Raw genomic sequence first — 22024 nt, 5'->3', positions numbered from 1 at the left:
CGGCACATCTCCTGGAAGGGAGGTGAGGCTATGACAGTATTTGAATCACTCAGTCTGATGATTGCATTCGGATTGTTCGTGATTGCGCTGCTGTCCTTCTCTAACAAGAAGTAGACCTCCCTGAGCTTCCCGGCCGGTGGAGGTCTACCTTCCATAATGGTCGACTGCCTAAGAGGCAATCTATTGCAAGACCGTAGATGTTCCAGCATCTGCGGTCTTTTTTAGTGTATTCAGGTGTTGTTCCAAATAAACATGTCACTATAAAAATAATACCATAGATAAAAATAAATAGGAAGATGGACTGCAACAATTGCCGCCTTCTCCGGGCTTGGCTGCTACGACGTGAGTGCGGGGGAAGCGAGCACCTCCGTCAGCTTCGCCTGGAAGGCTTCCGCGCCGACGCGGAGGAAGAAGGCGTGGAACGATTCCTGCCCGTTCCGCTCCTGTTTGTAGTAGCGGAGGAGCTGCTCCAGAACGTAAGGCACGTCGTCGGCTCGGACCCGGCCCTTGAGCGCCGTGTTGAAGCGGGCGCCCGGACCGAGGATGCCGCCGACCGCGATATCGAAGGCGTCGACCATGCCCTGCTCGGTCTTGATGAGCGAGCCTTGCAGACCGATGTCGGCGACATGCTTCTGGCCGCAGGAGTTCGGGCAGCCGATGAAATGAATCCGTACCTTTTCGTTCAAATCGCCGACATGGTCGTCCAAGTATTGGGCTACGCGCCGCGCCCGTTCCTTCGTCTCGACAATGGCGAGATTGCAGAACTCGTTGCCCGTGCAGGAGACGGTGCGGCTCATGAACGGCCGCGGATACGGAGTCAGGCGCTCGAGCACCGGCAGCGCCAGCACCGTATCCAGGGCTCGCTCCGGAATGCCGGTAAGGATGATGTTCTGTGACATCGTCGTGCGCAGCGTGCCGTCGCCATATCGTTCCGCAGCGTCTGCCAGCTGCTCGAACTCATCGGCGTCAAGCCGGCCGACGGGGACATTCAGGCCGATGTAGTGAAGCCCCGGCTGCTTCTGCGGGTGGACGCCATCGAAATAAGCGGCCTGCCACCCGGCAATCCGGTCTTCGCCCCGGGAAGGGAGCTTGCCGATCAGCTCCTCCAGATGAGCTTGGAATTTCTCGATTCCCCAAGCTGCGATCAGGAATTTCAGGCGGGCTTGATGCCGCTTCTCGCGGAAGCCGTAGTCGCGGAACAGCGTCGTGACCCCGATGGCTAGCTTGAGCACCTCTTCCGGGCGGACGAACAGGTCGAGCTGCTGCGCCAGATACGGCTTCGCCGACAAGCCGCCGCCGACCCAGGCGTGGAAGCCGATAACTTCCTGTCCGCCGATCTGCTTCGTCGCCGGGGTGAAGGCAAGGTCGTTAATTTCCGCATGCGCGTTATTATAGATGTTGGATGAAATGGACATTTTGTATTTGCGCGGCAGGTTCGAGAAATCCCGGTTCAGCAGGAAGAAATCATTCACCTCATTAACTAATTCGGTCGTGTCCATTAGCTCATCCGGGTCTATACCTGCCAGCGGGTTGCCGACGATTGTGCGGGGGCAGTCGCCGCAAGCTTCATAGGAGTACAAGCCGACGGCTTCCAACCGCTTGAAAATGTCCGGCAGATGCTCGACGCGCAGCCAGTGGTACTGCACGGCCTGGCGCGTCGTCACATCGATGAGTCCTCGTCCGTACAGCCTGGAGATGTCCGCCAAGGCCCGGGCTTGCGCCGCCTGCAATATGCCCGAATTGATCCGGATGCGCATCATGAAGTGGCCGTCCTTCGGCTTTTGCTCGTAGACGCCGGCCCATTTAAACCGGTTTTTGTCATCCTCCGGTATGGACTCATAGCCCTGCTCGGCATAGGTCTCAATGATGTCGCGGATGACATCCAGCCCGTCCTTTTCCATCTTAATAAATTCAAACTTGTTCAACTTCGAAGGGTCCTTCATCCATACCGGTTCGTATGCCATTTGGTTATCCCCCGCCCTCTAAAATTAATAATTCCGATATAAATAGTGTGAATTGATTGGTGTCATCGTACCACATTTCCTGGGGAGCGACAACAAAAATAGGGAAAAACCAGGAATCATTTTTTCTAATGAATCCCATTTAAATCAGTTATAATTGGCGAATTAGAATGCTAGCTATGACATGATTCATCCGTAAATAGCATTTGGACCGGAAAACTTGAAAAATTCGTGACAATCTTGTTAAATATAAGGGAGAAGTATTGCAACTCTTGCTGGGTAAATATAACATAGGGGAAGATAGGTAAAATGCGCGTGTAGAGGGAGGTCGCACCATGTTTCTGGCCGAAGGAGCAGAGCAGACCGAAAGTCTGTTTCAATTATTTGACATCTTTATGATCGTGTTTACGTTAATCTTGGTTTGGGCGGTATTCCGCCAAGTTAAGCAGCGTCCGCGCAATAAGTTTGCGATTGGATTTGCTGTAGTCAGCTTGATTATCTTTTTGATTGCAGACGTGAAGATGATCTCAGGTTGGTAACGTAAAGCTACATAATAGTTAAGCGGTTTCAATGGGAATCCGAGCTCCGCACACATACGAACAGTGAACATGCAGGCTCTTTGATGTAGATCATCAAAGGGCTTTTTTTCGCCGTTTTGGCGGGAGAATGAGGTCTTTTGGCAAAAAGGGAGAGAAGAGTATGAAAGGAGATCATGTCACGGTGAAGGGGCCCTACTGCGGGGTATTGGCCCTGGCGGTCCTATACGACGTATCCCGCACGCCAGAATGGTGGAACAGTTCGAAAAGGACCTCGACTCGTTCCGGTTCACCAAACCATAATATAGGAAGCAAAGATGCTATGCTGTGGGGCATGGCGTCTTTTTGTAAGTCGGGACAGGGATTGTCGTAGGGTAGCGTTGTTGTGGGGTGCCGGCATCGGTGTTCCGGAGTAGCGTTGCCGGGTGCGTGAGTGCCGATGGTTCCGGGTAGATACGGGCTAAAGAGAGGGAGAAGATGGGCCAGGGGGAGAAGTGGCGAGCTCCAATTGCAGTTGTTCGGGATTTGTGGGAGTGCTGTGCTCTTATCTTAGCATCAATATCCCGTCGGTTCAGGGAGGCAGTGTGGAATTAGCGCTTTTGCGATACAGCCAACGGTGGTGAACAGGTGCAGCGCGCTTCTTTTCTCCATTCTCCCATCGGGTCAGGCAACGAGGACGATTGTAAATCTTCTGCTAAAGGTAGAGATGGAGTGTAGCGGAAGTTTTTCGGACAACATGGTAGAGGAGGCTGGCTGCTCTATTTTCTGGATAGGGAGGGCAGAATGGATATAGGTGTTCGAGTTCTTTTAGCCAAACTCCCTCTCGCTCAGGAAGAAAAGTCCCCTATCGGTTGTTCATTGCCGCGGCTTGGCGGGAGAAGAGTGTTCTATTGATTTTATATGAAGGCAGGGACAGGAAACAGGAGGTTCGGAAGTCATAGAAACAGGCTGTAATCCAGGAGCTGTTGTGCGGCAGGCACGCCGTGTGTCTGAACATTCCTGTCAGAGCCAAGATTCTGGCTTTGAAAAAAAAGGAGCGTCCCTTGTACAATGGGGGTGTCAACGGGTCATAGCCCTAAAAAACCCATCATCCAAGGAGGACGCTCTATATGAAGTTTAAACAATCTACCGCATATAATCAACGAGTTGAACGAATTACCACGATTCACCTTGTAGTTGGGATTGACATTGCTAAGAATACACATGTTGCACGAGCCGTCAATTTCCGTGGAATCGAACAGGGCCGTGGATTAGCATTTGAAAATAATCAATTCGGTTTCAGTAAATTATTGAACTGGATTCGTGATTTACAAAAGAAAAGTGAGCTGTCTGAAGAGATTGTTGGCTTGGAGTCTACGGGGCATTACTGGCTTAATCTTGCCGACTGGCTTTCAGAAAAGGGGATTAAAGTCGTTTTGGTCAATCCACTTACTACGAAGCGGAACAAAGAAAATCGGGATAATTCGCAGTCGAAAAATGATGCCAAGGACGCTCTCGTGATTGCGGATGTCGTTTCACGAGGGTATTACAGCGACTATAACAAGCAGGAGCCTTTTTACAGACGTCTTCGCGTAGTCGTTAACGAAAGGGAATACTGGGCCGACATCCGCGGGAATATCATGAACCGTCTCATTCGCTGGATGGATATCTATTTTCCTGAGTTCACTCAGGTCTTCAAGTATTGGGAGCAGCCTCGTCCGCTCGCTACGTTAAAGGATTTTCCGCTTCCAGCCGATGTTCTGAAGCATACTGCTGAAGACCTCGTGCATGCCTGGAAGAAACGGATGCAACGTGCCGGCGGGAGAACCGGCCTGCTGAAGGCACAGGAGCTATTGAGGCCTGCCGTCTGTCTGTTGGCGCTGCGGATGCTAATGAAGAAGCGAGACGTGAAGTAAGCCGCCTGGTGGAAGATTATGAACGTCTCACTGAGCGCTTGCAGGAAATAGACCGTGAGATAGCTGCGCTGCTGGAGGAAATTCCGGAGACTGTGGAGTTATTTTCCTCCATTAAGGGCTAAGTCCCTCTATATTGCAGTCCTCTTAGCCAATGCAGGCGACTTGCGGCAATTCAATCATGGCCGCCAACTGCTGTCGATGGCAGGCCTAAATCTGGCCGAAAGCATGTCAGGAAAGAAGAAGGGGCAAGTCGTCATCTCCAAACGCGGGCGGAGGCAACTCCGTAAGTATTTGTACTTGGCTGTCATGAACTTGGTCGCTCACCATCCATCCTTTAAAAAATGGCATCGGCAGAACGTAGAGGTACGGAAGATGAAAAAACAGAGATCGGTATTCAAGCTTATAGGCAAACTAGCGCGTATTCTGGTTGCCATGGCTCGGACAGGAGAAGCATTTCAAGAAGGGAGGGCAAATCCATTGACTAGAGCGGCATAGTGACACCGTCTGCGCAATCGTTTATCTGAAGTAGTAGTAGTTGCATACTGGCTCGTTCGCAGGAATTCAAATCGCACGGAGGATCGAGTTCCCGTCGCTAAAGGGCCTGGACCCGTTTACTGAACATGATCGACCTCCACTCCTTGAGCAGGTATAACGAAGGAAGGTAAGGGCGTAGACCCGCTGAGACATGGGAGCGTGAATCCTCAGAGGATTGTGGAGAAACGTGCGACATGCAAGGAATAAAATGGGATTTGGATTGATCCCTCTATTCCCGCATGCCGTTGAACCGATTTCGGGTTCACCTGCCGATTCTAAATCCTGTTACTGCTTCTCAAAGGAAGATGAAATCCTGCGAATAAGCGAGTATGCAAGAGAAAAGTGCTGCCTCTAGAGGGAGCGATGGGGAGAGGGAGCGGGAGAAGGCAGATAGAGGGGCTGGGGCCGCAGCTAGACAGGGTCCAATCGCAGGGGAGGAAGATATCGCCGCTACTGGAGTTTTGGCCGAAAGACCGCTATACTATGTAAGGCATCTTCGATGTCTGGCCTTGTTGAATGGTAGGCAGAGTTGAAGAATTCAGGTTGGGGGTCAACGTAATGACGACGATCAAGCAACATAACGATAGACAAGCCGTAGATGTCGTGAAGGCTGCGATGCAGGAAGCGGGCATGGCGCCCCGGAATCTGCGGCGTGAAGATATTGAGCTGCTGGCGCCTGCGGGCGACTGGGATTGCATGCGGGCCGCGGTGGCGAATGGGGCGGACGCGATCTTTTTCGGCGTGGAGAAATTCAATGCGCGGGCGCGCGCGAACAATTTCCAGATGGATGAACTGCCTGAGATTATGGCGTTTTTGCATAGCTATGGCGTGAAGGGTTTTTTGACGTTCAATATTCTTGTATTTGAAAATGAGCTGGCGGATGCGAAGGAGCTGATCGATGCGTGCGTCACGGCCGGGGTCGATGCGGTCATCGTGCAGGATCTGGGACTGGTGAAGCTGATTCGCGAGATTTCGCCGGATTTCCCGATTCACGGCTCGACGCAGATGACGATTACGTCGCCGGAGGCGGCTTCGTTCACGAAGCCGTACGGGCTGGAGCGGGTCGTGCTCGGCCGCGAGAACAATCTGAAGCAGATTCAGAAGATCGGGGCCGAGGCGCAGCTTCCGATGGAGGTGTTCGTGCACGGCGCTTTGTGCGTGTCCTATTCGGGGCAATGCCTTACCTCGGAAATGTGGGGCGGGCGCTCCGCGAACCGCGGGGAATGCGCGCAGGCGTGCCGTCTGCCGTATGACATGATGGTCGACGGCAAGCATCAGCCGATGGGCGATGTGACGTATTTGCTGTCGCCGAAGGATCTGGCGGCGCTCGATCTCGTGCCGGAGCTAATTGAAGCGGGCGTGACGTCGTTCAAAATCGAGGGCCGCATGAAGCAGCCGGAATATGTGGCGAATGTGGTCAGCAAGTACCGGAAGGCGATCGATGATTATTTTGATGGCCGCTGGACCGGGCCGACGAAGGAAGAGGTTCGCGAGCTGCAGCAGAGCTTCTCGCGCGGCTTCACGCACGGCTTCCTGAAGGGGACGAACAACAAGCAGCTCGTGGACGGCACGTTCCCGAAGAGCCGCGGCGTCTATCTCGGCCGTGTCGAGCAGGTGCTGCGCGACGGGATCGTGTGCAAGCTGGAGGCGCCGTTGAAGCGCGGCGACGGGATTGGATTTGACGCAGGCGACCCGACGAAGAAGGAGGAGGGCGGCCGCGTGTACGACCTGCGCCGCAAAGGCGTTAAGCTGGAAGGCGAGGCGCAGGAGGGCTGGCTGGTCGATATCGTGCCGGGACGACACGATGTTGACCTGCGGCGGGTGAAGGTCGGCGACCGGATTTGGAAGACGAGCGACCCGGCTTTGGACAAGCGCATGCGGGCCACGTTCGATACGGAGAAGCCGTATCGCGTGTTCCCCGTGCATGTGCGCGTGGAAGGCCGCGCCGGCGAGCCGCTCCGCACCTGGTGGACCGACGTCCCGAAGGGCACGACGGTGCAGGTGGATTCGGAGCTGGCGCTGGAAGCGGCCCAGAAGCGCCCGATGGATCAGGCGCTTCTGGAGGAGCAGTTCGGCCGCCTTGGCGGAACGGTGTATCAGCTCGAGCGGCTGGACGTCGCCCTGGAAGGCGACGTTATCGTGCCGATGCGAGAGCTGAATGCGGTCCGCCGCCGGGCGGTGGAACTGCTCGCGGGCGAGCGGCCGAAGCCGCCGGTCTACGAGCACCGCGGCGTTGACGTCTACGGCGGCGCGGTGCGGGAGCACACGGCGGTGCAGCCGGGCCAAGCGCGGCTGACGGCGCTGTGCCGTTCGCTCGCGCAAGTGGAGGCGGCCGTGAACACGGAGGCGGAACTCATCTACGCCGACTTCGAGTTCATCAAGCAGTTCCCGGCCGCCATCGAGGCGTGCCGCGCTGCCGGCAAGCCGATCGCTCTCGTCACGCCGCGCATCCATATGCCCGGCGAAAATGGCTATCACCGGAACATCCTAAAGCTGAAGCCGGACGCGGTGCTTGTCCGCAATACTGGCGCGCTGCAGTTCTACATGCAGGCGAAGGCCGAGGCCGCTGAGCGGGGCGAAGTCTTCCCGCAGCTCATCGGCGACTTCTCCTTGAACGTAGCTAACCACAAAACAGTGGAACTGTTCGCCGCCTCGGGTCTGGATTGCATCACGCCATCCTATGATCTGAACATTCAGCAGATGGTCGATATGCTGCGACATAGCGACACCTCGTTGCTGGAAATCGTCATCCATCAGCATTTGCCGATGTTCCATACGGAGCACTGCGTCTACTGCACCTTCCTTAGCGAAGGAACAGATTACACGAACTGCGGCCGCCCGTGCGAAGAGCACCGCGTCTCCCTGCGCGACCGCATCGGCATGTCCCACCCGGTCCGCGTGGATGAAGGCTGCCGCAACACGGTCTACAACGCCATTGAGCAGTCCGGAGCCGAGTACATTGCCAACTTCCTGGACTTAGGCGTAGGCAGCTACCGCGTCGAATTCCTGGAGGAGACGCCGGAACAGGTTCATCAAGTTATCGACCTGTACGGCCGCGCTCTCCGTGCTGAGATCAGCGGCACCGAAGTATGGCGCACTTTGAAGGCGACGAACCAGCTCGGTGTCACGCGCGGGCAGTTGGTGAAATAACGTAATTGCTTATATAAGGCAGGAACCATTGCATTGCGTGGGTTCCTGCTTTTTTTGTTAGGAAGGGTTTTTCTCTCCACCTGAAGCTCCTTATGAAGCGGGTCTACCGTTTTTGCGATATAATAGGCGGTAACCAATACAAGAAAAAACGGTGATTTAGAATAGAAATTGAAGTAGAGAGGAGAAACTTCATGAAGGTCAGAAAGGCGATTATCCCGGCGGCTGGGCTGGGAACCCGATTCCTGCCAGCGACGAAAGCGATGCCGAAAGAAATGCTTCCTATTGTGGACAAGCCGACCATTCAATATATCGTCGAAGAAGCTGTCGCATCGGGGATTGAGGATATTATTATTGTGACGGGAAAAGGCAAGCGCGCGATCGAGGATCATTTTGATAGTATCTTTGAACTGGAGTATTTGCTTCGTGAACGAGACAAACTTGCCCTGCTTGAAGAAGTTCAAAAGCCGTCCGAATTGGCAGATATCCATTACATAAGACAAAGAGAGCCGCGCGGATTGGGCCATGCCATCTGGTGTGCCCGCAAATTTATTGGCAATGAGCCATTCGCCGTGCTGCTGGGGGACGATATCGTCGAAGCCAATACGCCGTGTCTGAGACAAATGCTTGACGTGTACGAGGCACATGAAGCGCCCATTGTCGGGGTCCAGCCTGTTCCGTGGGAAGACGTATCACGTTACGGCGTCGTTGCAGGGGAACAAATAAACGAACGGTTGCTTCGTGCAAAACAGCTTATCGAAAAACCAGCTCAAGACCAAGCCCCTTCGAACTGGGCCATTATGGGTCGGTATATCCTTACACCGCATATCTTTGAACTGCTGGAGCAGCAGAAAGAGGGAGTACATGGCGAAATTCAACTTACGGACGCCATAGCTGAGCTAAGCCAAGAGAAGGAAGTGCTGGCATATCACTTTGAAGGGGAAAGGCATGATGTCGGAGAGAAGTTAGGCTTTATCAAAACGACCCTTCACTATGCCCTGCAACGGCCTGATTTGCGAGATGAGCTCCTGAAATATTTAAAGGATATTATAAAGGAGCCATACTATTTTAAATGAGTATTAAAAAAACGGCCCGTAAGGACAATGTCATTAAGTTTAGCTCCAAGACAAGAGCGGAAATAAAAATGGAATCCGAAACGGCATGGGAAAAAGCCCTGTGCCGTTTCTTTTTTGTATACAAGCAAGGAAAAAAGTGTACAGCAAACAAAGCGGAGGGATGATCCGCTTAAAAAAAATGTTCATATGAAACGAATTATGCTACTCTATAGACGAAGCTAACTACTGATTTCCAGCGGATTTTGCGCGTATTCTGCTGCCCTGGGCGAACGGGGCGAATCGGCAAAATGTTTTTGCGGATCAGTGCTTCAACATCGGGCGAGGGTTCATCGTCCCTTGAGCGCAGGAAGTGTCTACACACGTGAACGGCAACCGTGAAGTTGACTTGATAGGGGTGCCGTTTCTCCATTTGGGAAATGACGACGTGCGAGGTCATCATTTCAGCGAAATTGTACAGGATCATTCTTGCGAAAATCTCTTGGGTAATGGACTCTCGTTTCTTTGCATGAAAATTCGTCAGACCGACGGTGTACTTTAATGCCCGGAATGAGGTTTCAATGCCCCATCGCATGTTATACATAGACATGATTTCACCCGGTGGGAAATCCGTGGCGGTAAGATTCGTAATGACGGTCTCAAAAGCGCCACTCGGCAGGACGAAACGAACCACCCGAAAGGAAATCGGGTAAAACAAGTTCTCGTGAAAATACAAAAAATCAAAGGTTGACGTGGAAGGGACGAACTTGTACCTCTCTGGATGAGCCTTGACCGCTTTGGTTTGTTTTTTGGTAAGTGTCAGATGAATGTCCCTATCAAACTCTCCGCTAGAGGGCAAACGCAAGCCCGAAAGAATACCATTGGAATCCAAATCCTTTACCCGTATGACATAGTTCCACCCTTTGCGTTCAAGATGCGCGAAATTGTTGTAACTTTCATAGCTCTATCGGCAATCACAATGGTTTTGCCCTTGATGGGAGAACGGTCAACCATAGCAGCCAGCGCCCTTCCCTCGTTGCATAACCTTCGTGGCTGAACAATGGCATCCACGTACAGTCTGTTGCACAAGTCATAGGCAGCGTTCAAATGCAGAAGGTTATAGCCTTTCGTGTTCGGTTGACTTTGAAAATAGGTGTCCGTGTCCGCAGAGTCAGTTGCGATATGCAAATCCGAACCGTCAACGGCAAGTAATCGATACCCTCGGTAGTCCTTGATGTCCATAACCGATTGCGTAAATGCGTGAAACAAGAATTCCAAAGCAGACGGCAGAATTTTATTCCGCTGTTGGACAAAAGCAGAAGTGGTTGCGGTGTTTACGTCATAGCCTTGTGATTCCAAAAGTTCCTTATATAGGCTGTTCCCTCCCATGGAGATAAGGAGTTGCATCACCGTTTCAAAAGAAAGCTTTTTCTTTCGGGTAAAGTCTTTTTTAGGATTTTTGACATAAGGAGCTGGTGCGGCTGCCATTTCTCGTATGAGGGATGTCAGCGTTTTTTTTAGCGAAATCGCATACTCATTCATGGACGTGGCCTCCTCGTGTTTCAAGGGTCTTCGCCACACATATCCATCTACCTGTTAAGTCTTGATTTTCTTTCAAAAAAAAGAGCGGGCTATCTTTTCGATAACCTGCTCTTTTGCTAGATTATGGTTTCCGCGCCTTATCTTAATGACATTGCCCGTAAGGACCGTTTTTTAGTTTCTATTGTTTTAAAAACCGCATTCCAGCAACTTGCTCAATTCGCTCTTTTTCTTCAGGGTCCACACTGAGCATCTTATCATACCATACCTGATCAACTTGGCCGTTCTGGATAGTTGCTCCGACATACCAACGGGCTAGCTCCCGGTTATCCGCATTAGAAAGGTCCTCGTTCAGGTAAGGCTTCATTGCTTCAGCCCCCTCCCCAGGCTCTCCTTTCATGATATACGCCCGGCCAGCATTCATGGCCATCGTGTTCGTTACTATGAATTCTCGCCCCTGAAGCTGTCCTTCCGGCAAAGTTTTGAGATGTTCCACACCTTGTTCGACATGGCGCAATGCTGCAATAATCTCATCCATATATTCATTTTTCTTGTCTGGTGAATCGTTATTAATGATAATCCCTTGGCGTAAAGTAGCAGCCATGTACTTCTCATACCAAGTCATATCCCATGGAAAACGTTCAGCATTTTCAGAGAGTACTTCGTACAACTCCGAATCCATTCCCTTTTGTTCATAAAGATCTATCAGTCGTAATAGTAATATTCGGTTCCCTGGTTGTTTATCAAGGGCTTGTCGCAACGTATGCTCCGCTTCAGCAAAAAAGTCCTCATCTCCCTGTTGAGTATATACTTGTTTGAACAGGTCAGCTTTAAATGCAGCATACTCTGGAACGGTTGGTCGTATTTTCAATGCCTTATTCAAGTATTCCATTGTCAGATTGAAATTTTTGGTTTCAACTAGCGTTTTATCCGCTTTGGCGAACGAGCTCGACGCCTGAATAAACAATAGAGATGTGATGAACATTATTATTCCTGCGATGCCGAGAATACTTGCCGTAGCCGCTTTGATTGTACTTGGCTTTATTTTCTTAAGTGGCTCCGTTGAAATTGATGCCGCCATTCCTCCCAAGCTAATAAAGACGATAATCCCGATATAAACATAGCTCATGTTAAAATCCATCACGCTATGTACCAAAATGCTGGTCGCCAAAATGAAATACATGAAATAGCTATTCCGCTTCGTCTCTTCCGCGTTACGGAAGGATTGAACGTACTTCCAGTAAATAATGCCCAGAAAGGCGATTAATATAATGAAGCCAAAAAATCCAGACTCAACAAGATACTGCATGTAGTAGCTGTGAGCTTGGGCTGATTCATACGGGTTGTTTTGGTACTTTTCATACAATGCGCTCCAAGCGCCGCCGCCCGCACCGAAGACTGGATAGTCAGCCACTAGCTTCATAGAGTCTTTGTAGAACGTAATCCGCTCGAGCACACTGTGCTGCTGGAAGTTGATTGAACTGAGACGTGAAGAGATACTTTCCGGCAACAAGTTCTTGAGGCCGGTTCCTAGCAAAAAGATTATCAGCACTCCAGCAATGATGGTTCCCCCTACAGGAAGAAGAGCATTGGACCACTTCTTCATTGAGAAGCCTTCCAGTTTGCGTTCCAACCATGGTGCAAAGAATCGTTGTACAATCCAACATAATATGGCACATGCAGCGGACGCTCCAAGAATATAGAGCCACCCTCTCAAGGTGGAGCTGCCTGACTCGTTCAGATGTACTTGATTCCCGATAGCCGATACTGTATTCAAAATAACTAGTGTCGCAGCGCCGCTGATGGCCAGATGGATAATCCACAGAATCTGCCGTGCCGGCTTTACAAATAAGAGAACCACCACAAACACAACTGGCAATAACACCAGACCGCTACGGGAAAGGGTTAGAAGAATAGATAAAATAATCGGCACCAACATAAAACCGTGGACCGCATGACTAACGGCCTTACGGGTTGTCGTTAAGTAAAACACGGCTACAAACAAAAAGGCCATCAAATAGGCCGCATACGTATTCGGGTATTGGAACACCGAGGCAAGACGCGGTCCATTCGCATCTACCCAAATCGCTTGCTCATATAGTCCATCCGCATTAAGCCTAGAAAACCAGCCAATCAATGCCGCCGCAAGCTTCCCATTTCCTAACCAGTTCATTAATCCAAACCAGACTATGGCGTAGGCGGAACCTGTTAACGTAATCTGGATGATGCGATTGATCTTCTCTTCGCCTGTTGTTAGTTTAATAAGAGCGAAGAAAACGGCATAAATTAACATAATAAAAATCGCATTTACTGCCAAATAACTGGAAGCCGCGAAAAATGCCGAAACTCCGTAGGTTAAAGGCAGTAGAAATACAAAGAGAGTAAGCACGTCAGACTGGTCATAATTTCTTTTTTTGAATTGAAGCAGGACTCCTACTGTCAAAAATGCTAGAATAGAAGCTATGAGAATAGACCAGTAAATTGGTTTTTCAAATTGTGTGATTTGTCCGTTGAATAGACCGAACTGAAATGGCGACCAGATTAAGAATAAAATAAGAGTAACTATTGCTCCCCATTGAGCAAGAGAAAAATGGTTACTTTTGTCGTTTTTTTGTTTGGGCTTTTTAGCCCCGTAGCCATATGTAGACAAAGTTATTCTCCTTTGCTAGTAAATTACGAATATAATAATAGCATAGGCGGGGGAGAACTTCCATTTGACTGCTTTATGAGAACTAGACCTACAACATTTTACTTAGCGATTGTAGTGAAAGATTCGACACTAGATTTTATGTTCGATCCCTGTCATCAACTTGCGCTATAATGTATAAAGCGACAAAAATATGGCTGAATCAACATAAGCAATTGCATATTGTCGTTTGTTGCTGCATTTCCAAGTTGGAAGCAAGAATAAGATGATGAACTCCAAGTTGCTATCAAGCCGCTTTGGAGTCATTGGCATTTTTCTGGATCTTGAGCTCTATCACTTGAAATGATGGAAGACGATACTATAAATATAGCTAAGGGAGATAAAATGAATCAATATCTAAGTAATTTATTTAAGTATAAAGATTTATTTTTCGAATTGGTTAGAAAAGATATAAAGTTAAAATATCGTAACTCCGTATTGGGAATTTTGTGGAGTATGTTAAATCCTTTATTAATGATGGTCGTGTTGAGTATTGTGTTCGCAACATTATTTAAAAATGAGATTCCTCATTTTGCCGTTTATGTTTTGATTGGACGAATTGTCTATCAGTTTTTTTCGGAGGCTACAAATTTTGCGATGGATTCAATCTATGCAAATGGTCAATTAATAAAGAAAGTATATGTTCCAAAGTACTTCTTCCCGTTATCGCGTGTGTGTTCATCTTTTATTACGACATTTGTGGCACTAGTCCCGCTTGGAGCAGTAATGATAGTTACCGGACTCTCTTTTCGATGGATTAACCTAATGTTTCTTTTCCCTATGTTGTATTTATTAATTATTTCAGCCGGCATAGGATTAATCCTAGCCTCAATAAATGTGTTTTTTAAAGATATGAAGCATTTTTATTCAATTATATTAATGGTTGTTATGTACATGACGCCAATTTTTTATCCTGCGTCTATTATTCCCGAGAAATATATGCCGTTAATAATGATAAATCCTCTGTTCACAATCGTGAATATGTTTCGAGACGTTATGATGAATGGCGTTGCTCCTGATCTTATGTCGCATTTGCTTTGCATCGCATATATGCTTATATATGGAGTTCTGGGGTTATTTGTGTTTTATAAGTCACAGGATCGTTTTATTTATCATTTATGAGACAGAGGTATACTATGAATGAAATAGTTATTGAGGTATCCAATGTAACGATGAAATATCGCTTGGCTACAGAACGAGTTGATTCATTTAAACATTTTCTTGTAAAAAAGATGAAGAAGGAAATCAGCTATGAAGATTTTTTTGCACTACGTAATGTAAGCCTCAGCGTAAAAAAAGGTGAAGTGTTTGGTATTATTGGGAACAATGGTGCTGGAAAGAGTACTCTGCTTAAGATTATTGCTGGCGTGATAAAGCCTACGACCGGAACGATTACTAGAAGGGGTAACATTGCCCCCTTAATAGAATTAGGGGCCGGTTTCAATGGGGAGCTAACTGGCATTGAAAATATAAAACTGAATGGATTGCTGCTAGGTTACTCCAAAAAATTTATTGATGAAAAACTTAGGGAAATTGTTGAGTTCTCTGATCTAGGTAAGTTTATCCATACTCCATTAAAAAACTACTCTTCCGGGATGAAAGCCAGACTAGGTTTCTCCATTGCTACAATAGTTCAACCTGAGATTCTAATCGTGGATGAAGTGTTGGCCGTCGGGGATATGAACTTTAAAGAAAAATCAGAAAAGAAAATTCTATCTATGATGGAGGGGGGGACTACCGTACTGTTTGTTTCTCACTCTTTAGGTCAAGTGGAAAAGTTGTGTGATCGTGTGCTTTGGTTAGAACAGGGACAAGTAGCAAGAGTCGGAGATTCTAAAGAGGTCATTAAAGAATATCAAAATATGTCGAAAAGTAAATGAAATGAGTACAAAATGTTAATTGCGTTTGATGCTGTAAGAGGTGAAACATGAGAATTTTATATTTCTCTACTGTTAGTTGGAAATGGATTAAGCAAAGACCTCAATTTATAGCCGAGTATTTATCTTTACAAGATGTAGAGGTGGATTTTCTTTCACTAACACCGTTGGGCAAAGGCGTAGTTCAAAAGCTTAGTAAAGGAAACTTAAGTATTATAGATACTTATGTTCTCCCCTTCTCGCTTAAGCTGAGAGCTATTGAAATGATAAACGTAAAATATATACAAACGCTATTAAACCACCGTGAATACGATATTATTATACTAACAGGCCCTTTGCAGCATCAATACATTCCAGAGTGTAAAAAAGGGAAAGCTGTACTTGTATACGAGTGTATGGATAACATGCCTTTTTTTTATAGCGGCAGGCTTCGAGAAAGAATGATTATAGAAGAAAGCATCACTCTTAATCAAGTAGATGCAGTAATTACAAGCTCTCAACAATTGTCTCTTGAATTGAAACGCAGATATCAAGACTGTCGGTTGGCTGTGACGACCATTCCAAATGCAGTGGATGAGAACACGTTTAGTCGAGTACCTAAAAAAAGGGTACTCTTTGAACCCAACCTAGTTTATATAGGAACGATTAGTCATTGGCTCGATTGGGAGACCATTATTTTTTTTGCAAAGCAATACCCAGACTATTCAATTTATTTAATAGGTCCATGCGAATACAAGCCTGAAGGGTTGCCAGACAACATCATTTTAGTGGGGGTAATTCCCCATGAAGACGTTATTGACTATATCTATTCAGGAAATATCATGTTATTACCATTTCAGGTTAATGAACTGATTAGGGCCGTTGATCCCGTGAAGCTTTACGAGTATATTGCTTTAACTAAACCAATCATAAGCAGTTATTGGAAAGAATTAGATAAATTTAATTACAATCGGTTGGAATTCTATTCCCAGCACAAAGAATTCGAGAGGGCAGTGCTACAGTTATCTCAATCGAATGATCATACTGAGGTAAATGAATCATTTATAAATGAAAATTCTTGGATTAAAAGGTCATCAGACTATCTGGCATTTTTAAATAGACTTATAAAATGAAGATGTAGATGTGAGGGATTAATAATGAAAATTTGTGTGCTAGGTCTTGGTTATATTGGCTTACCTACTGCAGCAATGTTCTCGAGTCATGGATACGAAGTTATTGGTGTGGATGTAAATGCAAGCATTGTTGAGACATTGAACAACGGGTCTATACATATTGAAGAACCTGGGCTTGCGGATTTGATTAAAGATGCTATTCATTCTCAGAGGTTTAAGGCTTCCTTACATCCCGAAAAGGCTGATGTGTTTATTGTGGCAGTTCCTACTCCAAATAATAATGACTCATATATGAGCTGTGATTTGTCCTATGTGGTAAGTGCGTGTCAATCCATTATCCCGTATTTGGAACAAGGAAATACTATTATTGTGGAATCTACAATCTCTCCGAGATCTATGGATGATCATATTAAAGTAGTATTCGAAAATAATGGATTTAAAGCAGGAGAGGATGTCTATCTTGCACACTGTCCTGAACGAGTGCTCCCTGGGCAAATTTTAGAAGAATTAATCCATAATAATCGAATTGTAGGTGGGATTACTGAAAAATGCACACAAGCTGCAGCAGAGGTGTATTCAGCGTTTGTACAAGGGGAGATCATAAGGACAGAAGCAAAGACTGCCGAGATGTCGAAATGTATGGAAAATACCTTCAGAGACGTGAATATTGCATTGGCAAATGAATTAGTTAAAATTTGCTATGACTTAGATATAAACGCGTTGGATGTAATTAATATGGCTAATAAGCATCCGAGAGTAAATATACATAGTCCGGGTCCAGGTGTGGGAGGACATTGCTTAGCGGTAGATCCCTATTTTATTTACGCAAAGTCACCTGATTATGCAAATATCATTAAACTTGCAAGAGATACAAACAACAGTATGCCAGAATTTGTTGTTCAACTATCTAGTGAATTGTTGCAGGGGATCGATTGTCCGAAGATCGCGGTCTTTGGTGTAACTTATAAAGGGAACGTGGATGATATGCGTGAATCTCCTGCACTAGAAATCATAGAGATCCTCAAAGAAAAAGGATATAACCTATCAATCCATGATCCACATGTTTCCCATATTGAATTTGTAGATGAGGAAACAGCTGTTACCGGCGCTGATCTAATTTTGGTACTAACAGATCATAATGAATTTAAGGAATTAAATCAAATTAAGATAGCAAAATTAATGCGAACTCCAATGTTATTAGATACGAAGAATATCATTAGGTCACAGTTGAGATCAGGCTTGGAAGTAATCAATTTTGGTAATATATACCAATATAAACGCAATAGTAAAGGAGAAATGTATGAAGTTGTTGGATGAGGTAATAATGGAACACACAACTTTTTCTAGAGATTTTGGTATGTAATCCATCGAGAGACATAACAGTGCAAGATAAGAATGAGTATTAAAAGTCATTAACTAATTTTTCTTTTATGTTGAGTTTTAGAAGCTAAACCTTACTAAAGTTTTAGGAGTCGAAAAAATGGTATCGCAATCAGATTGTTCATTTGATTTTTTAAAAAAGTTGAAAGAAGAAAATGAAGAACTTAAGGGGAGAATACAACAGTTAGAACAAATCATCGATCAAAAAAATAGAGACCTACTTGAACAACTAGACAATGAAGAAGAAACCCTAAGACATTACAGGTCTGCAATATACCAAAACTGCCAATTAGAGTCAAAATATTTTGATTTAGAATACAAGTATAATCTGATACGTAATGCGAAACTTGCTAAATTGACAATTAAATATTGGAAGTATAGGAAGAGGGTGCCAGAAAATTTTTGAATGTTTAAACTGTAAAGGAGCTAAATGTGAATGTCGAACGATTACAGTGCGAGTCGAAAAAAAAAGAATTATTGTGAGACACAGCTTAAAGCTATTTGTAAACTATATCAAGAAGAAAATAGGGAGCTGCGGCAGCAAGTAGACATATTAAACTTAGAATTGATGAAGTGTAAAGGTAGCGGCAGCACTTCTCGAAGGCATTTTGCTGAGAAACCAGTACAAAACCCAAAAGTAAGCCATTTAAACATTTCAACAGCTTCATATGATCAATTTCCTATTATTTTATCGTCTGAATCTAGTTTTTTTTCGAAAGTTCTCTATCCTACTAAAAAGCTTGCTTATTATTATGCTGTGCTAGGTATAAAAGGAACTGCCAAAAAAATTGGGGGATATCTAAAGAAAAAACGTTGAATCAACTAAATGGGAGAGGTATTAATAGTGCTATTGTATAGAATGAAGACGATTGAGCCACCAGTTCAGGTTGCATCAGACTTAAGAATTGCTGGTATGTTGGACGAGCTAAGTGAATTGTTTTTTCCTCATGAGTGTAAATTCTTGAATCTGGACTTTACAAATTGGAAAGAGCAAATTGAAGAATTTAAGCCTCATATTTTTTTTGTAGAGTCAATTTGGAATGGATTTAATAAGTCTTGGAAAAGAAAGCTATTACCTAAACCTTCAGATGAATTTCTTGATTTGCTTAAATGGTGTAATTCTAATGCTGTACCAACAGTTTTTTGGAATAAGGAGGATCCTATTCATTTTACTACTTTTCTGCACATTGCTTCATATTTTGATTATGTGTTAACTACCGACTTAGATTGCGTTCCACTCTATAAGCGATTATTAGGGCATGATCAAATTTACTGTATGCCGTTTGCTTCTTGTGTTCAGATATATTCACCTCTAGAAAAGTACAAACGGGTTAATGCGGCTTGCTTTGCCGGCTCATTTTACAATAAGCGAGAAGAAAGAAAAAAAGACTTTGAAGATATGATAGAGAATTTGACGAAATATGGGGAAGTGGTAATTTATGATCGGAATCCTTATCCAGGAAATACCGATTATATGTACCCTAAAAAATATAAAAAATTAATTGCTGGTTCCCTTCCACCGAGTAAAGTAGATATTGCATATAAAAGCTATACAATGGGGATTACTCTTAATATTGTAAAGCACTCTTCAACCATGCAGGCAAGGAGAGCATTTGAACTTTTATCATGTAACACTCTGGTAGTGAGTAATGAATGTCAGGGACTTAAGACTATTTTTGGAGATCTAATAATTCAATTCGAGGATCCTGATACTTTCCAGCGACGTTTAACTGCAGTCTTAAGTGATCAGCTTTTGCTAGATAAAATTAGGCTTGCTGCATTACGTAAAGTATTGAGTCAGCATACTTATAAGGAGAGAATCGAATTTATTTATGAAATTGTATATAAGACTAGTGCAAATAGCAATTCTCCTAGAATTACCATTTACAGCATAGTTGAAGATATAGCTGAGGCTACTTCTGTTATTACATTATTTAAAAGACAAAAGTACCAGTATAAAAGATTATATATATTCACTGATAAATGGTCGTCAATATCAAATCAAATTGACGACAGTAATATTTCAGTTGTACCGAAGAGTTCGATGTCTTCAGCTATCTTCAATGATTCTGATTATTGTGCTTTTCTGCGTCCTAACAACTATTATGGAGAAAACTATTTAACTGATTTGGTTTTATCTCTAAAATATGAAAAAGTAACAGCCGTTGGTAAAGGGTGTTATTATTCTTATAGAGATAATTCGTTTGAGTTGAAAGATGGAAACAAAAAATATGTAATAACCGATAATTTGAAAATAGATCGTTCAATTATTTCAGTGAATTATATAAAAGAGATTGGGTTCGAAAGTAATTTTATAGACTCTTCAACAATTAATGGCGTCCCTTGTCTATCTATTGACCCCTTTAATTTTTGTGAAGGATATCCTTTTGAGAAGTGTGATTTAGTAGATGATATTGAATTAAATGAAGGCGTATCAATGCAGGTAATAAATGAAATTAGTGATTTTATTAAACCTGAATCACTATACTATGACATTCCATTGTCAATTAAAGGAAATCATTTATTTAATATTGTTCATACACCGAAGAGTTTGCAGAAGTATATTACATCAGATGGAAGTGTTGGATTGTATACAGTTGATTCCATCAAAAAAACGATTAAGTTAGATTTTAGGAAAAAAATAACGGTTGAAGAGTATTGCAACTCTGAAGGTCTGATTTGTGTATATTTAAATACCGTTGTTCAAGGACATTTTAGACTGTTATGTTCCTTTTACGATGCTCAGGATCGGTATTTGGGAGCAAATCAGTTATTACCTACTGGATGCACTACTATTAGAAAAAAGGAAAGTTCGCATTATTTAACGTTTACGATGGAAATAAAATCGGATGTCCAAGTTATTATAAAAGAAATTGCTCTTAACCCAACTCCAAAGTCGTCTTTAGTAAACCTATTAAAAAAACAGGTTTAAGTTTTTCGTCCTATAGTATGATAACCATCCTAACTTTAATTTGCATGGATGTGAATGTTACTTTAGTCGTGCATTTTAGTCCCTTTTTTGAGTTTCATAGCGGAATTTATTATGGGGCGTGCTCTTAAAGCTACTGAAGTATGCAGAATGTACAGGCGTACTGGCAGGGTGTTTGCGAAAGATGCTTTTTATGCTTGAGGAGAGACCAGCGAGAACCGAAGGATTTGTGTGGAAAGGAAGATAGGCACTTCCCAAAGAAGTGGGTATCCATGGAATTTATCAATTGTTTGAATTTAAAAAATAGAGCTTTAAATACTGGTTATTTTAAAGATTAGCGGGATATTTTGAAGAAAACGAATTTGTTTTCCTAATAGTGGCGCAAGTTAGCCTTATTTCAGGCGATAGGGGGATGGATATGGCTCCGAAGATAACTGTTGTTGTCCCTGTATATAATACCGAAAAGTATTTAGATGAGTGTCTTTATTCTATTGAAAATCAGACAATGGAGGATATCGAAGTACTAATTATCAATGATTGTACACCAGATAATTCAATGATTATAGCCGAAAAATATGCAAGAAGAAATAAAAAATTCAAGATATTACATCATACCGAAAATAGTGGCCTTGGAGAAGCGAGAAATACAGGAATTGATTATGCAGAAGGTACTTATATTACATTTTTAGATTCAGATGATGCATATCCTTTAGATGCTTTAGAAAAAATGTATACCTGCATAAGTGGAAATAATGCAGATATGGCCCTAGGCAGAATGTTTCAAAAATTGGAGTCTAACGAAAAATTAATTCCTGTCCAGTATATTGAGTCTAAAATTAACAATTATATAAGACAACCTTATACTAATCTTCGGTTAGGACCTCCTCATGATTTTTTCAGTGGAAGTTTTACAAATCGGATTTACAAATTATCACTCTTGAAAGAGAACAATATTGGTTTTTTAAAAAAAACTTACTTTGAAGATTTACCACCATCGTTAGAGACATGGTTTTATTCTAAAAAAATTGTAGTTTGTCCTTATATTATTCATTTTCGAACCATTCGTGAAGATGATGAGAACTTATCTATTACTCAAATATTTAACCGTAAGTCATTTTTTGACCGTGATACAATCTTACAATGTATTTTTGATTTTTGTTTAGAAAATGCAAGCCCTGAAAATGATTTAATTGAACTGACAATAGAACTTATAAAGAGGATTAATAGTACAACTGAAAGTATGCTTACAAAAGTAACTGAAGGAGATTATGATGAAATAATAAAAAAATGGTATCCTCTACACAAGAAAAAAACAGAGTCTATCCTGGAAAGTATCAAAATCTTACACAGTGAAATATATGTGTAAGATTGGGCAT

General features: G+C 44.3%; 17 protein-coding genes and 1 pseudogene. 15 read left to right on the top strand and 3 right to left on the bottom strand.

Going from position 1 to position 22024, the window contains the following annotated elements; all coding sequences use genetic code 11:
- Positions 1-30 precede the first annotated feature (30 nt).
- Positions 31-114 (top strand): putative holin-like toxin, encoded by an 84-nt coding sequence (locus FLT43_RS29720; RefSeq protein WP_220182436.1) that lies wholly within the window; start codon positions 31-33, stop codon positions 112-114.
- Positions 115-335: 221 nt separating this feature from the next.
- Here the strand turns inward: FLT43_RS29720 and FLT43_RS14290 are convergent, their stop codons facing one another.
- Positions 336-1964, bottom strand: a complete 1629-nt coding sequence (locus FLT43_RS14290) for a nitrite/sulfite reductase (RefSeq protein ID WP_087440167.1) — start codon at positions 1962-1964, stop codon at positions 336-338.
- 332 nt (positions 1965-2296) lie between these two features.
- Between FLT43_RS14290 and FLT43_RS14285 the strand changes: the two genes are divergently transcribed.
- The 6 genes from FLT43_RS14285 (at position 2297) to FLT43_RS29340 (ending at position 9313) form a co-directional block, all read left to right on the top strand.
- Positions 2297-2500 (top strand): hypothetical protein, encoded by a 204-nt coding sequence (locus tag FLT43_RS14285; RefSeq protein ID WP_087440166.1) that lies wholly within the window; start codon positions 2297-2299, stop codon positions 2498-2500.
- Positions 2501-3606: 1106 nt separating this feature from the next.
- Positions 3607-4392, top strand: coding sequence for an IS110 family transposase (locus FLT43_RS30165; RefSeq protein ID WP_244951379.1), 786 nt, complete (start codon positions 3607-3609; stop codon positions 4390-4392).
- Between the two features lie 63 nt (positions 4393-4455).
- Positions 4456-4887, top strand: coding sequence for a transposase (locus tag FLT43_RS30160; RefSeq protein WP_340162472.1), 432 nt, complete (start codon positions 4456-4458; stop codon positions 4885-4887).
- Between the two features lie 669 nt (positions 4888-5556).
- Positions 5557-8076: a U32 family peptidase gene (locus tag FLT43_RS14275; RefSeq protein WP_087440742.1), complete on the top strand. Its 2520-nt coding sequence runs from the start codon at positions 5557-5559 to the stop codon at positions 8074-8076.
- Between the two features lie 191 nt (positions 8077-8267).
- Positions 8268-9149: a UTP--glucose-1-phosphate uridylyltransferase GalU gene (gene galU / locus FLT43_RS14270; RefSeq protein WP_087440740.1), complete on the top strand. Its 882-nt coding sequence runs from the start codon at positions 8268-8270 to the stop codon at positions 9147-9149.
- Positions 9146-9313 carry a hypothetical protein gene (locus FLT43_RS29340; RefSeq protein WP_167386817.1) on the top strand — a complete coding sequence of 56 codons (168 nt, stop codon included), beginning with the start codon at positions 9146-9148 and terminating at the stop codon, positions 9311-9313. Before galU ends, FLT43_RS29340 begins: the two co-directional genes overlap by 4 nt.
- 32 nt (positions 9314-9345) lie before the next feature.
- On the opposite strand, the pseudogene FLT43_RS29715 reads toward FLT43_RS29340, so the two are convergent.
- A pseudogene (locus FLT43_RS29715) lies at positions 9346-10367 on the bottom strand (IS4 family transposase).
- 478 nt (positions 10368-10845) lie between these two features.
- On the bottom strand, positions 10846-13314 hold the full coding sequence (locus FLT43_RS14260; protein ID WP_087443966.1) for an O-antigen ligase family protein: 2469 nt from the start codon (positions 13312-13314) through the stop codon (positions 10846-10848).
- Between the two features lie 339 nt (positions 13315-13653).
- Here FLT43_RS14260 and FLT43_RS14255 point away from each other — a divergent pair, with 339 nt between their 5' ends.
- From FLT43_RS14255 to FLT43_RS14220, 8 genes are all read left to right on the top strand, one after another.
- Entirely contained in the window at positions 13654-14472 is an 819-nt protein-coding gene (locus FLT43_RS14255; RefSeq protein WP_244194307.1) for an ABC transporter permease, read from the top strand.
- A 14-nt stretch (positions 14473-14486) separates the two neighbouring features.
- Positions 14487-15230: an ABC transporter ATP-binding protein gene (locus tag FLT43_RS14250; RefSeq protein ID WP_087443988.1), complete on the top strand. Its 744-nt coding sequence runs from the start codon at positions 14487-14489 to the stop codon at positions 15228-15230.
- Between the two features lie 47 nt (positions 15231-15277).
- Positions 15278-16339, top strand: coding sequence for a glycosyltransferase family protein (locus tag FLT43_RS14245; protein WP_087443968.1), 1062 nt, complete (start codon positions 15278-15280; stop codon positions 16337-16339).
- 24 nt (positions 16340-16363) lie between these two features.
- Entirely contained in the window at positions 16364-17656 is a 1293-nt protein-coding gene (locus FLT43_RS14240; RefSeq protein WP_087443969.1) for a nucleotide sugar dehydrogenase, read from the top strand.
- Positions 17657-17819: 163 nt separating this feature from the next.
- On the top strand, positions 17820-18125 hold the full coding sequence (locus FLT43_RS14235) for a hypothetical protein (RefSeq protein WP_087443970.1): 306 nt from the start codon (positions 17820-17822) through the stop codon (positions 18123-18125).
- Positions 18126-18155: 30 nt separating this feature from the next.
- The gene (locus FLT43_RS14230; protein WP_087443971.1) at positions 18156-18536 is read left to right on the top strand and encodes a hypothetical protein; all 381 of its coding nucleotides are present in this window, start codon (positions 18156-18158) and stop codon (positions 18534-18536) included.
- Between the two features lie 27 nt (positions 18537-18563).
- Positions 18564-20651, top strand: coding sequence for a CgeB family protein (locus FLT43_RS14225; protein WP_164776546.1), 2088 nt, complete (start codon positions 18564-18566; stop codon positions 20649-20651).
- Between the two features lie 415 nt (positions 20652-21066).
- Positions 21067-22014 carry a glycosyltransferase family 2 protein gene (locus tag FLT43_RS14220; RefSeq protein WP_164776535.1) on the top strand — a complete coding sequence of 316 codons (948 nt, stop codon included), beginning with the start codon at positions 21067-21069 and terminating at the stop codon, positions 22012-22014.
- Positions 22015-22024: the final 10 nt, after the last annotated feature.

The sequence above is a fragment of the Paenibacillus thiaminolyticus genome, from assembly GCF_007066085.1.
GTDB lineage: Bacteria > Bacillota > Bacilli > Paenibacillales > Paenibacillaceae > Paenibacillus_B > Paenibacillus_B thiaminolyticus.
This window is presented reverse-complemented; position numbering and strand designations above follow the sequence as displayed.